General features: G+C 36.3%; 14 protein-coding genes. All 14 read left to right on the top strand.

What is annotated here, in order from left to right; genetic code table 11:
• The first annotated feature begins 10 nt into the window (after positions 1–10).
• Entirely contained in the window at positions 11–1090 is a 1080-nt protein-coding gene (locus tag CD003_RS08885) for a TRAP transporter substrate-binding protein (protein WP_096200772.1), read from the top strand.
• 453 nt (positions 1091–1543) lie between these two features.
• A complete protein-coding gene (locus CD003_RS08880) occupies positions 1544–2233 on the top strand; it encodes a GntR family transcriptional regulator (RefSeq protein ID WP_096200771.1) in 690 nt (229 codons plus the stop codon).
• A 50-nt stretch (positions 2234–2283) separates the two neighbouring features.
• Positions 2284–3168 (top strand): hydroxymethylglutaryl-CoA lyase, encoded by an 885-nt coding sequence (locus CD003_RS08875; protein WP_179295492.1) that lies wholly within the window; start codon positions 2284–2286, stop codon positions 3166–3168.
• Between the two features lie 131 nt (positions 3169–3299).
• Complete coding sequence (locus tag CD003_RS08870; RefSeq protein ID WP_096200769.1) at positions 3300–4460, top strand: CaiB/BaiF CoA transferase family protein; 1161 nt, start codon at positions 3300–3302, stop codon at positions 4458–4460.
• Positions 4461–4655: 195 nt separating this feature from the next.
• Positions 4656–5696 carry a TRAP transporter substrate-binding protein gene (dctP, locus tag CD003_RS08865; RefSeq protein WP_096200768.1) on the top strand — a complete coding sequence of 347 codons (1041 nt, stop codon included), beginning with the start codon at positions 4656–4658 and terminating at the stop codon, positions 5694–5696.
• Positions 5697–5782: 86 nt separating this feature from the next.
• Positions 5783–6361 (top strand): TRAP transporter small permease, encoded by a 579-nt coding sequence (locus CD003_RS08860; RefSeq protein WP_096200767.1) that lies wholly within the window; start codon positions 5783–5785, stop codon positions 6359–6361.
• Between the two features lie 2 nt (positions 6362–6363).
• A complete protein-coding gene (locus tag CD003_RS08855; RefSeq protein ID WP_096200766.1) occupies positions 6364–7653 on the top strand; it encodes a TRAP transporter large permease in 1290 nt (429 codons plus the stop codon).
• 241 nt (positions 7654–7894) lie between these two features.
• Positions 7895–9202: a CitMHS family transporter gene (locus tag CD003_RS08850; RefSeq protein ID WP_179295491.1), complete on the top strand. Its 1308-nt coding sequence runs from the start codon at positions 7895–7897 to the stop codon at positions 9200–9202.
• Positions 9203–9363: 161 nt separating this feature from the next.
• The gene (gene pdhA, locus CD003_RS08845) at positions 9364–10470 is read left to right on the top strand and encodes a pyruvate dehydrogenase (acetyl-transferring) E1 component subunit alpha (RefSeq protein ID WP_257008282.1); all 1107 of its coding nucleotides are present in this window, start codon (positions 9364–9366) and stop codon (positions 10468–10470) included.
• 3 nt (positions 10471–10473) lie between these two features.
• Positions 10474–11460, top strand: a complete 987-nt coding sequence (locus CD003_RS08840; protein WP_096200764.1) for an alpha-ketoacid dehydrogenase subunit beta — start codon at positions 10474–10476, stop codon at positions 11458–11460.
• 19 nt (positions 11461–11479) lie between these two features.
• Entirely contained in the window at positions 11480–12754 is a 1275-nt protein-coding gene (locus CD003_RS08835) for a dihydrolipoamide acetyltransferase family protein (protein WP_096202305.1), read from the top strand.
• A 1-nt stretch (position 12755) separates the two neighbouring features.
• On the top strand, positions 12756–14177 hold the full coding sequence (gene lpdA / locus CD003_RS08830; protein WP_096200763.1) for a dihydrolipoyl dehydrogenase: 1422 nt from the start codon (positions 12756–12758) through the stop codon (positions 14175–14177).
• 92 nt (positions 14178–14269) lie between these two features.
• Entirely contained in the window at positions 14270–15223 is a 954-nt protein-coding gene (locus tag CD003_RS08825) for an MBL fold metallo-hydrolase (protein WP_096200762.1), read from the top strand.
• A gap of 131 nt (positions 15224–15354) precedes the next feature.
• Entirely contained in the window at positions 15355–16389 is a 1035-nt protein-coding gene (locus CD003_RS08820) for an AbrB family transcriptional regulator (protein ID WP_096200761.1), read from the top strand.
• Positions 16390–16510 lie beyond the last annotated feature (121 nt).

Raw genomic sequence — 16510 nt, 5'->3', positions numbered from 1 at the left:
GATAGAAGGTATGTATAAAAAAAGCAAAAGGACAATATTTACAATCTCGGCTTCTTTTTTAACAATGCTCATGCTAGCTGCCTGTGGATCTGAAAGCACGATAAAAGACGGAGATACTAGTGTGGATAGCAATCATGATAGTGGAGTTGAGGAAGTTCAAGAGCATGAATTAATCTTTTCACATCTGTTTCCACCACAGCATGCAATTCACGCAAATGTAGTTGAACCATTTGTTGAAGAATTAGAAGAAGCTTCAGATGGCAGAATAACTACAGAAATTTATGCGACAGGAGCATTAGGTAATCCTGAATCACAATATGATATGGCAGTTACAAGGACGGCGGAGATTTCATTGAGTGTTCACGGTTATACACCTGGTCGTTTCCCACTCGTTTCTGTAGTTGAGCTCCCATTTATTGCAAGTTCAGCTGAGGAAGGTGCAAGCATACTTTGGACTTTATATGACGAATTCTCAGACCTACAAGAAGAACATGGTGATACAACTCCTCTTTGGTTATTTGCAGCTGAGCCAGCACAAATTTTAAGTGCCAATAAACCGATTGAATCAGTAGGAGATTTAAATGGCTTACGAGTACGTTCACCGTCATCTTTAGCAAATGAGATTCTTGAAGCGTTTGGTGCAACTCCTGTTTCAATGCCAATGGGGGAGGTTTATGAAGCATTAGAGAGAGGGGCGGTTGATGCAGCTATGGCACCACTCTCTACAATCGATGATTATTCATTTAAAGATGTAGTCAGTTATATAACTGTAGGTAATTTTTCGTTAACACCATTTTTTACAGTAATGAACACTGATGCATATAATGAGTTTTCTTCAGCTGACCAAGAGCTAATTTCAAGCATTGGAAGTGACTACGCAACAAAAGCCGGAGCTGCCTTTGATGCTTCTGGTGAAAGTGCACTTAATACAATAAATGAAGAAGGGATTACGTTAATTGAATTAAATGATTTAACACCATGGGAAAAAGCTGTCGAGAATTTAGTTGAAAAATGGATAAATGATATGGAAGCGAAAGGGTTTGCAGGACAAGAGATTTATGAGCGTGCAGTAGAATTAGGTGGGAAGTAAAAGTCGTGTTCCAATATAAGGAATAGAGGACTGTTCTCTATTCCTTTATAGCTAGAGATAATATACTTCAAGTAATAATAAATCCCCCTACTGATATATTTCTTTCACACGCATTAAACAACATTTTAGGTTTTAAAAAATTAAAAATTCATTTTTTTATAAAAACACTTGCAATAAAGCAGTATTTAATTTATTATTCTATTTGTATACAATATTTTAATATTCTGAAAAAGGAGGTTAGCAACTAAGAAGGGAAGTTAACTCGTGCGTAATAATGTATACATTGTTTAAATATTCAATTAGTTATAATGTACTAAAAAAGTTAGGGTTACCTTTTACTATTACTAAACATGCAATATCTATTGAGGAAGTTGTATGATGGAAAATGAAACCAGAAACATGTAATTGTGCTATAATTAATGTGTTTTCATAATAATAATAGGTGTGGTATTAATGATAAATAATAGTAATCAATCACAAACTCTTCAAACACAAGTATATGAATATTTACACAATAAAATTGTAAGCGGTGACATTCCACCTGGGCAGCGGGTGGTTGAACAGAAAATTGTAGAAGAAACTGGAGTTAGTCGTAGTCCAATTCGAGAGGCAATTCGTCGACTTTCAAGTGAAGGTTTAGTGACGGTACACCCACGTGGAGGGGTAAGAGTTTATAGAGCTACCAATTCAGATTTTAAGTATCTTTATGAATGCCGATTAAGTTTGGAGCCTACTGCAGCATATCTAGCAGCCATTCGAATTAATGATGTTCAGCTAGTGCAATTTAATCAGCTAATGAAAGAAATGAAAGTTGCAATAGAAGGGAACGACCTCCATAATTTGAAAAAGCTAAGTAGTGGTTATCATGACATGATTTTAGAAATTAGTGGAAATCCATATTTGAAAAAATTAATGAATCAGTTGAATTCTTTAATTTTGTTTTATCGAAATCTTATACTTAATTCATCACAACGTCTAGAAACTGGTTCTGATGAACATGAAGCAATTTGGCAAGCAATCTGCGAGAGAGATGCTAAAGCTGCTGAGACTCTTATGAGAGAACATATTAAATCCGATTACCAATTTTACATTTCGAAGTACCCTGAATCATCAAGGGCAGATATGTTAATGGATGAGAATTGATTTTTTCTAAGTAATTGAAACTATTAAATTTGTAACGGAGAGTGAGTAAATTGATATTTCCACAAGAAGTAGAAATACGTGATGTAACGATCAGAGACGGATTTCAAAACGAGGAAGTATTTGTAAGAACGGATGAAAAGATTAATAGTCTTACAAATTTAATAAGTGCAGGATTTAAACGGATAGAGGTAACATCATTTGTTCACCCTAAATGGGTTCCAACTCTTCAAGATGCTGATGAACTAGCAGAACGGATACCGATGGTAGAAGGTGTAGAGTACGATGCATTGGTTCCGAATAGTAGAGGTTTAGATAGATTTTTGAAAACGAAAATTCATAACGCCATTTTCTTTCTCTCTGCTAGTACTCATCATAATCAGGCTAATTTAAATAAGAGTACTGACACTTCCTTGGAAGAAGTTAGAACGCTTATTGAGAAGGCAAATGGTCAAGGTAGGAAAACCATTGGTGGGGTTGCAACGGCATTTGTATGTCCATATGCTGGAATTGTGCCTTATTCGGAGCTAGAAAGAGTGACAGAACGCCTAGTCGAAAATGGAGTAGATGAAATTGGATTAGCTGATACAATTGGTCAAGCAACACCTAAACTTGTTTATGAGTACTGTAGTCGATTAGTGGATAGATTCCCTGATATGACGTTAAGCCTTCACCTTCATGACACATACGGTTACGCTTTAGCAAATATATTAGTAGGGTTACAGGCAGGTGTTCGTATATTTGACGTAGCACAGGGTGGACTTGGAGGATGTCCATATGCACCAGGCTCTCCAGGTAATGTTCAAGCTAGTAGTGTGGTAGACTTCTTGGAAAAGCAAGGGATCAATACAGGTGTTAATTTAGATATGTTAAAAAAATTTGATTACGATTTCCCTAAATTACTAGCAAACTCCGAAAGAATTAAGAAGGAAGCGTAATACTAAACAGGGAAATGAAACTAGTTTGTAGGATAATTATGATAAAAATATTTTTTTGGTATAAACAGTATACATTAACTGAATATTCTGAAAATTAATTACTATAGATTAAATGAAAGGTGCGATTGTTCATGAGTAAACCATTACAAGGGATAAAGGTATTGGAACTTGGAAATTTTGTTGCAGCACCGTTTGCAGGGAAGCTCTTTGCAGAGTTTGGCGCTGAAGTGATTAAAATTGAAGACCCTACTAAAGGAGATGCCTTACGTAATTGGAGAATCATGCACGAAGGTACTTCCTTGTGGTGGTACGTTCATGCTAGAAATAAAAAATCAGTTACCATTAATCTTCGTGAAAAAGAAGGGCAAGAGTTAGTGAGAGAACTAGCGAAAGATGCTGATGTAATTATTGAGAACTTTCGTCCAGGAACACTAGAGAAATGGGGGATTGGTTATGAGGATTTAAAAAAGGTTAACTCTAGTATTATCATGGCTCGAATTTCAGGTTACGGGCAGACTGGTCCATACCGAGATAAGGCGGGCTTTGGAAGTGTCGCTGAATCAATAGGAGGATTACGTTATATAACAGGTGACCCTGACAGACCTCCAGTTCGTATGGGTGTAGCAATTGGTGATTCAGTATCAGCACTGTACGCTGTTATTGGAACGCTAATGGCACTAAGAGCAAGAGATTCAGACCCAGAGCAAAAAGGTCAGGTAATTGATATAGCTCTATACGAATCAGTATTTTCACTAATGGAAGGTATGCTTCCTGAGTTTGATTTAAAGGGGGTAGTAAGAGAAAGAACTGGTTCTATTTTAAAAGGAATTGCTCCTTCTAACACCTATCCTACTTTAGATGGAAAGTACATCATCATAGGTGCTAATGGAGATAGCATTTTTAAACGTTTAATGCAAACGATGGGAATGCCAGAGTTAGGAGAAGACACTAAATATTCAAGTAACCAAGGAAGAGCTGATAATGTTGACTTCTTAGATAACCTCATAAGTGAATGGACGAAAAAACAGTCCTTAAATGAAGTACAGAAAAAACTTGATGAAGCAGGAGTCCCAGCTGGTCCAATATACAGTATTGAGGATATTGCAAATGATGAACACTATAAAGCTCGTAATATGTTGGAAACGGTTACGTTACCAACAGGAGAAAGAGTAAAGGTTCCAGGAATTGTACCAAAGCTTTCAGGAACCCCAGGTGGAATTGAATGGATTGGACCTCAACTAGGACAGCACAATGAGGAAGTAATAGGAAACAAAGTTCATGGTAGTAATTAAAACTGATTAGTAAAATGCTACTAATCATTAAATCTAATTTCAAAATGTAAAACTTTTTGAAAGCGTTTTAATAAGGTGGAATCTTATTAAAAAAGCAAATAAAATTGGTTGTCACATTAGAACGGATAATTGTAACAAGATATTTGCAATGTAATGGGTACGTAGCTCTAAACAACTATATTAGGGGGTTTAATTATGAAATTGAAAAAGTCATTTTCTTTAGGAATTTTTATTACATTCATAACACTTGCGTTAGCCGCTTGCGGTGGTGAACAATCGACATCATCTGGTGGTGATTCACAATCAGATACTAACAATAGCGGTGAAAATTCAGTCACTCTTACACTTGCTGCTACTAACGATGATGCGGGGATTGATAAAGCAATTCGTGAATATTTCACGGAGCAAATTTCAGAATTAAGTGACGGTTCAATAGAAATGCAATTTTTTATGGGTGGTCAACTTGGTGGTGGGAGAGAGACCCTAGAGCAATTAAAGGTTGGCGAATTGGATATGTCTATTGAGGTACTTCACGCTGAGTTATACTATCCAAAGTATAATGCTGCTAATATTCCATTCCTATTTGAGGATTTTGAGTCAGTTCAACGTTACAAAGATGATGTTAGAGACGAAATTGACCAATTAAATAGAGATGTAGGTGGAGTAATTGAACTAGGTGATCACAACATTGGTACACGTTACGTTACTTCTAATAAGCCATTTACTTCTGCTGATGATATTAAAGGTTTGAGAATTAGAATGCCTGAAATGGCTGCTTGGATTAATTCTTTTCAAGCAATAGGTGCATCTCCAACACCAATAGCTGCATCTGAAATTGTAACCGCTTTACAAACGGGGACAGTAGACGCACAAGAGAATACTTTAACGAATATTTTTGGAAGACAAATGTGGGAATATCAAGATTATTTAATTGACACAGGACATTCACACGCCATCTTTTCTTGGTTAGTTAGTGTAGACGCTTGGGAGCATAAATTAAGCGAAAACCAACAGGAAGCTTTACAACAAGCTGTTCAAAATACAGTAGCTTATGTAGCAGAAATAGTTGATGAAGAAAATGAGCGTTTTATACAGCTATTGCAAGAAGAAGGGATGGAATTTATTGAGGCTGATAAAGAGTCGTTTCGAAAGAATGCTGTACCAGCTGTAGAAAGTTTTATTGAAGATAATTTAGCTCCTGGAATTCTTGATGAAATTAAGAAAGCTATGAATTAATTAAATAATATTATGCACGAGGTAGTTTAGTAATAGCTTCCTCGTGCACAAGATTAGAGTTCGCTAAGGTAAAGGAGATGAACTAAGTGATTGGCAAAGCATATAAACGGTTGTACTCAGGTGTAAACGCTTTAATAGAACATCTGGCAACATGCATTTTGATTTTATTCTTTATTATTGTTCTGTTACAAGTGTTTTTTCGCTACGTATTAAATGCTCCATTACCTTGGACTGAAGAAGCTGCACGTTACCTAAACATTTGGGCTGTTTTGTTAGGAATGGCTTTTGCAGTATATCTTAAAGACCACTTACGAGTCGATTTGATTGATTTTGTATTAGAAAAGTTGAGTGTTCGAGCACAAGCAGCATTCAATGCCGTAACAACTTTTTTACCTTTATTGTTAGTAATAGTCTTTTTAAAAGGTGGATTCGCAATGACAGTAGATCGATGGGCAGTACAACTTCCACTTATTCCTTTACCTCAAGGTGTCATCTACCTAGGACTAGTAGTTTCCTCAAGTTTAATGTTGTGGTTTTTAATACACCAATTCGTTGAGCATATTATTTTATTTATTAAAAGTGGGGGGAAGTCGGGTAAATTAGAAAAAAGTGGAGAAGGGAATGTTGGCTTATATGTAAAAGGTGAGGAAAGGACGGCGGAATAGTAATGACTATAATAATAATGCTTATCACACTAGTAGTTCTGCTGTTAATAGGCATTCCAGCAGTATTTTCAATGGGATTATCGACACTAGTTTACTTTGTATTAGAGCGAGGACTTTTTTTAATTCCTGATGCAACAGTAGCACAAAGGACTGTGTTTGGGATGGATTCATTTGCGTTACTTGCCCTACCGCTCTTTTTAATAGTTGGTAAAGTGATGAATGAGTCTGGTGTTACCGACCGATTGTTTGATTTTGCTAAAGCTCTTGTTGGACATTTTAGGGGAGGGCTAGGGCAAGTAAACATTGCTGCAAGCGTAATCTTTGCTGGAATGAGTGGATCTGCTACTGCTGATGCAGCAGGGTTAGGTGCAGTCGAAATCAAAGCTATGAAAGATGCAAACTATCCAACGAAATTTGCTTGTAGTATAACAGCTGCTTCAGCAGTTATTGGGCCGATTATCCCACCAAGTGTTGCACTAGTAATGTATGCTATATTAGCTAATGTTTCGTTAAATAATTTATTAATTGCCGGGATTATTCCAGGTATTTTGATGGGGCTTGCACTAAGTATTTTCGTTGCTTATGAAGCTATCAAATATAACTATCCGACAGAAAAAAGAGCTTCTTTTAAAATTATCTTTGAGACCAGTAGAAAAGCATTCCTACCGATGATGACACCAATTATTCTTGTTGGTGGAATATTGTCAGGAATATTCACAGCGACTGAAGCAGCAGCTATTGGTTCCTTATATGCGATAATACTTGCTTGTTTCGTCTACAAATCTATCTCTCTAAAAAAGCTTTATTCTATTTTCAAAAGTGCGATGAGGGATAGCGCGATTATCATGATTTTGATTGCTGTATCAAATGTACTAGCTTGGATTTTAATTCGAGAACAAGTACCAGGTTTATTTGCTAGTCTAATAACTAGCATTAGTGAAAACTATTATATTGTTATGGGTCTATTAGTTATATTTTTACTGTTAATGGGGATGTTCTTATCAACAATTGTTTGTATCGCAATTGCCACTCCTGTTTTGGTACCATTAGTTATTGCGATAGGTGGAGATCCTCTACATTTTGGGATAATTATGGTAGTTACTTTAATAATAGGTGAACTTACTCCACCTGTTGGTATGGTGTTGTTTGCAATTACCAGAGTTGGAAATATAAAGTATGCAGAATTGGTTCGAGGGGTTACACCGTATTTGGTCCCGCTCTTAGCCATAGTTGGATTACTTATTTTATTCCCTCAACTAGTAACCTTCCTACCAAACTTTTTCTTGGGTTAGAATTAAAAGTAAAAAAGTATTGAAAGCGATTGCAATGAAGTTTATAAATACCCTATACTTTACTTTATAATGCAAAGTAAAGTATAGGACATTTGGATTAACATTTGTTATCCCCATGTATTGTTCTATTAGAATAGTTTAGTTATAATCAATAACTAAATTAGATGATTGTGAATAATGAATAACAAATGGTTACGAGATGTTTTCTTTTAGAATCATTTCGCAAAATGGGGGAACTTCAATGCTTGAATATATCGGTTTTACTATTTTCTTCTTTGTAATAATTTTATTATTAGTGTTTAAAGTATCCCCAGTTCCTGTTTTTATTATTGTCCCTGTACTAGGTGCATTAGTTAGTGGTTTTAGTATACAGGAAATTGGTGAAATGATTGAAAGCGGACTCATGCAAGTAATGAATATTGGTATTATGTTTATTTTTGCCATGCTTTTCTTTGGAATCATTTCTGATGCAGGACTATTTAATCCTCTAACAGATAAATTAAAGAAAATGGCAGGTAATAATATTATTTTAATAACAATAGCTACTGCATTAATTGCGATGGTATCTCATCTGGATGGATCAGGAGCTTCAACTCTTTTAATCACGATACCTGCTCTGTTGCCAGTATATAAGCGGCTACAAATGAATCCTCTTTTACTACTATTAATAGTTGCTCTGAGTGCGGGTGTTATGAATCTAGTTCCTTGGGGTGGGCCTCTTGCTAGAGTAGCAGCTGTGTTAGGAGTAGATCCTGGTGAATTATGGGTACCACTAATCCCTGTGCAAATTACAGGAATAATACTTGTCTTATGTATTGCAATTTATTTAGGAATCAAAGAAAAAAGGAGAGTTACATATTTACAGAATGTAAGTAATCAGCATGTTACTGCAGCATCAGATGAAAATTATGAAATGAGTACATTAGTCAGGCCAAAGCTTTGGTGGTTTAACTTTACCTTAACTAGTATTACGATTATTACTTTAGTTCTAACATCTATCCCATTTAGTACAGTTTTTATGATGAGTTTTTCGATCGCTTTATTTGTTAACTATCCGAATGGGGCTTTACAAGTAAACAGAATACGTGCACACGCTACTGAAGCTTTTATGTTAACGACGATTTTGTTAGCTGCAGGTGCTTTTTTAGGGGTTATCAATGGTACAGGGATGGTTGAGCAAATGACTATAGGACTGCTTTCTATTATTCCTGAAGGATTATCAACTTATCTTCACATTATTATTGGTATCTTTTCAGTCCCATTACTGTTCATATTGCCTCCTGATGCGTATCTTTTCGCGTTCGTGTCCTTAATTGTAGAAGTAGTAGGTCAATATGGTGTTCCTCCTAAATCTGCAGTGTATGCGATTATTATAGGCGCGACGATTGGAGGATATGTGAGCCCACTTATCCCTGCAACATATCTTGCTATCGGTTTAGCAAAAGTTGATTTAGTACATCATATTCGATATTCATTGTGCTGGATTTGGGGATTAAGTATTATTTTATTATTTGTTGCGGTATTACTAGGAATTGTGACGATAATCTAGTCAATATACTAATGGAATTGACTAGATTATAAATTTATAAACTAGATTGTATACATTAAATGAATTTTCTGAAAATTAATAATAGAAATTGCTAGACTTTAATGAAAGGTGTGGTCGTTCAATGAATAAGAAAAATTGTAGAGTAGAAGGGAGAGGCTTAAATGACTAATTTAACACGTAAGCAAATGATTAATGAGCTAGAAAATAAATATGATTTATTTCAAGTATTAACTCCAGAAGGGGAACTGAACGGTTCGGTAAGTGGAAAAATTGATGAAACGTTAATGGTAAAGATGTATGAAAATATGTTAACTGTCAGAACATTTGATAGAAAATGTGTAAATCTTCAAAGACAAGGAAGAATGGGTACCTACGCTATGTTTGAAGGTCAAGAGGCTTCTCAAGTTGGAAGTGCTATGGCGCTATCTGCTCAAGACTGGATGTTTCCTACTTATCGTGATCATGCTGCTACTATGATACATGGTCAAGATATGTATCGTACATTCCTTTATTGGATGGGTCATATTGATGGTAGCGCTTGTCCAGAAGGAAAGAAAATTGTTCCTGCATCTGTACCAATTGCTACTCAAATGCTTCATGCAGTGGGTACGGCGTGGGCAAGTAAGCTTGATGAAGAGAAAAGTGTAAGTATTGCTTATTTCGGTGATGGGGCAACCTCAGAAGGAGATTTTCACGAAGCATTAAATTTTGCTGGTGTTCTTAAAACACCAACGATATTCTTCTGTCAAAATAATGGGTTTGCCATTAGCGTACCTTTCGAAAAGCAGTCTGCTTCAGAAACGATTGCCCAGAGAGCATTAGCGTATGATATTAAAGGAATACGTGTGGATGGGAATGATATCTTTGCCGTATATTTGGCTGTTAAGGAAGCAACTGAAAGAGCTAATAGAGGAGAAGGTCCGACGTTAATTGAATCAATGACATTCCGCTACGGTGCACATACGACAGCAGATGAGCCGAAAAAATACCGTGACCAAGAAAGGTTATCGGCAGAATGGCGTAAAAATAGAGATCCACTAACAAGACTTGAAAAATTTATAACAAAAAAAGGTCTATGGAATGAGGAACAAGAGGAGTTGTTAATAAAAGAAGTTAATAATCAAATTGATGAAAATTTAAAGCTAGCTGAGAACTATCCAAAAGCTCAATCAGTTCGAATGTTTGACCACGTGTATGCAGAAACTCCATGGCATATTCAAGAACAGAAAGAGGAATTCCAAAAATTCTTCTCAAAGGATGTGAAATAGGTTATGACCAGAAAAATGACGATGATTCAAGCAATTACGGAAGCACTTGATCAAAAGCTAACAGAAGATCAACGCGTCATGCTTTTAGGAGAAGATATCGGAGTAAATGGTGGTGTATTTAGAGCAACGGAAGGGTTGGTTCAAAAACACGGAGAAACACGTGTAGTGGATACACCATTAGCAGAGTCTGGAATTATCGGTTCTTCTATCGGTTTAGCTCTCAATGGTAAACTCCCAGTTGTAGAAATTCAATTTCTTGCATTTCTTTATCCAGGGTTCGAACAGCTTGTATCTCATGCGGCTCGGATGAGATACCGTTCTCAAGGTCAGTTTACTGTACCATTAGTCGTTCGTACTCCATATGGAGCAGGTATTAGAGGGCCTGAGTTACATTCTGAAAGTGTAGAGAGCTTTTTTGCTCATACTCCTGGATTAAAAGTAGTTGCACCAAGTAATGCATTTGATGCAAAAGGATTATTAATTTCAGCGATTGAAGACCCAGATCCAGTCATTTTCTTAGAACCGACTAGGTTGTATCGTGCGACTAAAGAGGAAGTGCCTGAAGAGTTGTACCGAGTTCCGATTGGTAAAGCAAAAGTAGTAAAAGAAGGTAGCGATTTAACGATTTTTGCATGGGGTTCTATGATGAAGGAAGCCATAAATGCAGCCAAGAAGATTGAGTCTGAAAAAGGATGGAATTGTGAAGTAATCGACTTACGTTCTTTATATCCATTAGATAAAGACACAATAGTAGAGTCTGTTAAGAAAACTGGGAGAGCAGTCGTGGTTCATGAAGCGCACAAAACAGCAGGTCTAGGTGGCGAAATTATCTCGATGATTAATGAAGAAGCTTTAATTTATCTAAAAGCACCAATCAAACGAATCGCAGGCTACGATGTACCAGTACCATCGTTCACATTAGAAGATGATTATCTACCAACAATAGAGAGAGTAAAAAAAGGAATTGAAGAAACAGTACTATTTAATTGAAGGAAATGGAGGGGAAAGTATGGTTGAATTTAAACTCCCTGATGTTGGGGAAGGTATGCATGAAGGAGAAATAATTAGCTGGTTAGTGAAGGAAGGAGATTCAGTTACACAGGATCAGCCAGTGGTGGAAGTACAGACAGATAAGGTAAATGCTGAACTTTCATCCCCTGTGACAGGTATAGTTAAGCAAATCTTATTTCCAGAAGGAAAAGTAGTAGAAGTTGGAACGACCATCTTTACTGTCTTAGCAGAGGGAGGAACAGAAGTAGTGGGAGAAGAAAAGCCTACTGCTAAATCTAAAAATAGTGAAAAGGTTGTTGCTAATTCAACACCACAGAGTACTGCTTCTATTATCAGTCCTACTCGCGCTTTAGCGACACCATATGTACGTCAAATGGCTAGAAAAATGCAAATTGATCTTGAAGAAGTAACTGGAACAGGTCCGGTAGGCCGAATTACTGAACAAGATTTACTGTTGTTTGTTGATAGCCCTAAAGTAGAAACGGAACAAGAATTGAGTAGCAATGAAACTATTAAACAATCAAACACAAAGCAAGATGAAGCAAGTCAAAAGACTGTAGGTAATCAAGAATTAGAAGAAAGAATTCCGATGAAAGGAATTCGAAAGAAAATTGCAGAACACATGACTAAATCATATACCCTTATTCCTCATGTTACTCATGTAGATGAGATGGAGATGGGGCCTTTAAAGGATATCCGTGAACAGCTTAAAGAGTATGCAAAGCAAAAGAATGTGAAATTAACGTTCCTACCATTCTGTATTAAAGCAATTGTAACTGCTTTAAAAGAATTTAAATCATTAAATGCATCCATTGATGATGAAAGAAATGAAATTGTCTTGAAAAATTATTACCATATCGGAATTGCAACAGATACAAAAGAAGGTCTTGTTGTACCGGTATTAAAGGATGCAGATAAGAAAAGTATTTTCCAAATAGCGGGTGAGATTAGTCATTTAGCTACACAAGCAAGAGAAGGTAAATTAACTTTTAATGAAATCACTGGTAGTACATTTACAATTAGCAACGTAGGACCAATTGGTGGAATGCAGGCAACCCCAATTATAAATCATCCAGAGGTTGCAATTTTGGCACTACATAAAATGGAGCCTCGTATGGTTGTTCGCGACTGGGAAGGTGTTATCCGCTTAATGATGAACATGTCTTTATCCTTCGATCACCGAATTATTGATGGAGTGACAGCAGTTAAATTTACGAATCGAATCACAGAATTACTAGAGAATCCAAATTTATTATTCATGGAGATGAACTAAAATGGTTGTTGGAGAAGTTGCAGTTGAAACAGACGTTGTTGTCATAGGAGGAGGACCTGGTGGATATGCCGCAGCCATCCGTCTAGGTCAATTAGGGAAAAATGTAACACTTATTGAAAAGGATAAATTGGGTGGAGTTTGTCTTAACCGTGGATGTATTCCTTCAAAAGCCCTTATTCATACTGCTGACCAATACTACAAAATTAATGACTTTGAAAAAATGGGTATTCACTTTTCTGGAGAAGTACAGCCTGTAGCTCTTGAAGTTTGGCAAGAGTGGAAGGGAGGAATTGTCTCTCAATTAAACCAAGGGGTTGCTCATTTATGTGAAAAAAATGGCGTTAATGTTGTTAAAGGTAAGGCAAACTTCCTTTCAGACAACCGAATTGGTGTGGAAACGGGCGGAGACTTTGAAACATATAAGTTTGAGCAGGCTATTATCGCGACAGGATCTAGACCGTTTATTCCTTCATTTTTAACGGTTGATGATGAGTTTACTCTAGACTCTACTTCTGCTTTAGAATTAAAAGAAGTTCCTGATACGTTGTCCATTATTGGTGGTGGCTATATTGGGATTGAAATGGGGATGGCTTTTGCTAAATTAGGAACGAAGGTAACAATAATTGAAATGGCAGATCGTGTATTGCCACAGGTTGCACCTAACTTGGTAAAAGAAGTTACTCGTAATGCTAAGAAATTAGGAATGAAAATTAAAACAGCTACGAAAGTAGAAGAAGCAAACATCGACAATGGAAAAGTACATCTACATGTTTTTTCAAAAGGAAACGAGGAAATTATTGAGAGTGATAAGGTTTTAGTGACCATTGGAAGACTACCGAATACGGAAGGAATAGGTCTTGAACAGGCTGGTATTAACAAGGATGAAAGAGGGTTAATATCAGTAGATTCAGAGTGTCGTACGAATCTATCTCATATTTATGCGATTGGAGATATAACACCTGGTCCTGCTTTAGCGCACAAAGCTTCAAAACAAGGCGTAGTAGCAGCAGAGGTCATTGGTGGACTTCCTAGTGCAATAGATTCATCATTTATTCCTTATGTGATTTTCTCAGAACCACAAGTTGCTGGGGTTGGTCTCACTGTAGAAGAGGCAAGGGAACAAGGCTTTGTAGTGAAGACAGGAAAGTTTCCTTTCAAGGCAAATGGTAGAGCACTAGCGACAAATGAATCAGGTGGATTTGCAGAGGTAATTGTGGATGCGAATACTCATACTCTTCTTGGAATGCATGTAGTAGGTGCTGATGCTTCCAACTTAATTGGAGAGGGAGTGCTAGCATTAGAACTTGCCGCTAGAGTAGAAGATATTGCTTTATCTGTCCATCCCCATCCTACATTATCGGAAGGATGGTTAGAAGCAGCAGAAGCAGCTCTTGGGCATGCGATTCATATAGTAAATACGTAACTTGTTAGTGTTAACTTTAAGTAACAAGATTGTTAATATAATCTATCGCTAAACTTGTGCAATTTATTAAAAAAATAATATGAGGTGACAGTATGCAAAATGAAGAACCAATAATACACCATCTAGGAGACTCCATAAGTCTTATTGATCTTATGGAGGGAGGTACAGAAGGACGAACTGGATGTTATGTAATAAAAGCAGAAAAAATAGCAATAGTTGAAACTGGTACATCACTTAGCGTACCTACTATTCTAGCAGGACTTGAAAAGTTGAGTATTAATCCAAATGAGGTAGAATATATCATTGTGACTCATATTCACCTTGACCATTCGGGTGGTGTTGGCACATTACTTCCGTCTTTACCAAATGCACAGGTTATCGTACACCAAAGAGGAGGAAAACACTTAATAGACCCAAGTCGGCTTATAGCTGGGGCACGTGTTGTATATGGAGATGAGTTTGAAAGCTTATTTGGTGAGATTATACCTGTTCCAGAGGATAAAATTATGATTAAAGGTGAGGACGATTCAATACATCTCGGTGGTAATAGAACGTTAACATTTTATGATACACCAGGTCATGCAAGGCATCACTTTTCAATCTATGATTCGGTTTCTTGTGGGATTTTTACCGGAGATACAGTAGGCGTTCGATATGTAACGCAATATACAGGTGTTGACCATGAACTTATCTTACCGATAGCGTCACCACCGGAATTTGATAAACAAGCTACATTAACATCAATTGCAAAACTAGAAAAACTACAACCTAAGAAAATCTTCCATGGACATTTTGGTGTAACGGAACCTGCTTCAACTGCTTTTGAAAAAATGAAAGAAGGTGTTGAAGCATTTGAGAAACTTGTCCGTGAACTATACTCTCCTGAGGTAGAAATAAGTGTGATTAAAGATAAATTACAAGAATTTATTAAACAAAAATACGCAAAAGAAGGGTTTAAAGTAGATGATTTAAGTTGTTTTAATTTAGATCTAGAGTTAAATGCACAAGGTCTTATTTATAGTATTAATAGAGAAGTGAAGAGCTAGTAAGTTTGTAATGTGCTTCAAGGTTGTCTCAAGGTACTCTCAACCTTTCGAGACAACCTTTGTTTGTTTAAAATAAGTATCAAATCAAAGCTAACCTTTTTAACATTGGTTGGTAGGGAGTGATGAAGGGTATGCAAAAAATTCTTTATCTAATTACCGCAATAGTTATCGGATGGATTTTTGCAAGTTTAAAAATTCCAGCTGGTTGGCTTTTAGGATCTTTAGTTACAGGTATTGCATGGGCTTTTTGTGTAAAAAACATCATATTTTCAACTAATGCCTTTAAATTGGCACTTTCAATTGTCGGATGTATTATTGGGTTTATGATCGTACCCGAACAATTCTTAAGCATTCAATATATTATTGGTCCTTTTCTTATGATATTTATTCTTACTTTGTTTAGCAGTTTGCTACTCGGGATTATACTAAAAAAATACACAGGTTTACATCCGAATACTGCGATGTTTTGTTGCTTACCTGGAGGAGCTGCAGAAGTTATTGCGATAAGTAAAGAATATGGTGCTGATCAAAGAATGGTAGCAGCTTTCCATACAACTAGAATTACTGTTTTTCTTTTAATAATTCCATTAATTGTAGGAATATATGGCTTTCAAAAGCCTCCTGTTATAGCAGAAAAGAATTTTGAAATTAGTTTCATTGTTAGCTCTATATTTATTATAGCTACCATAGTGGTATGTACGTTGTGGCTTTCAGAAAGATTTAAGTTTCCAGGTTCTCCATTAGTTTTTTCGATAATTCTAGGCTTTATAGCAGTGCAATGGATAGTACCAACACATGGGGTACCTAGCATTATGACAGGAATAGCACAATCGTTAATGGGTGCAATTATAGGAATTCAGTTTGACAAGAAGACGTTTATAGAATTAAAAAAGATAGGCTTAGTGAGTGTTGTAATTATCATCTTATTTTTTGGTATGAGCTTGTTTCTCTCTACAATATTTTATTTAATAACTCCACTCGGGTTTATGACTAGTTTGTTAAGTACTGTTCCTGCTGGTTCAGGTGAAATGGCTTCAACAGCTGCTGCATTAGGAATCGATCCAACTGTTGTTGCCACACTACAAATATTGAGAGTATTAGGGGTATTATTTGCTCTTCCTTTTTTAATTAAATGGTTAGCTAAGAAAGAGAGCTTATATATCTGAACATCCTTGTGAAGTTATAATGGATAAAAATTTTTCCGTTTCTATTCACTTATTCCATATGATGCAGCTGAAATTCAAGGCTTGAAAGTAATAGCTAAAGAGGCTGTCTCAAAAGGTAGGA

Source organism: Bacillus sp. FJAT-45350, assembly GCF_002335805.1.
Taxonomy (GTDB): Bacteria; Bacillota; Bacilli; order Bacillales; family NISU01; genus FJAT-45350.
The sequence above is the reverse complement of the archived record's forward strand: the minus strand, read 5'-3'. Positions and strand labels throughout refer to the sequence as shown.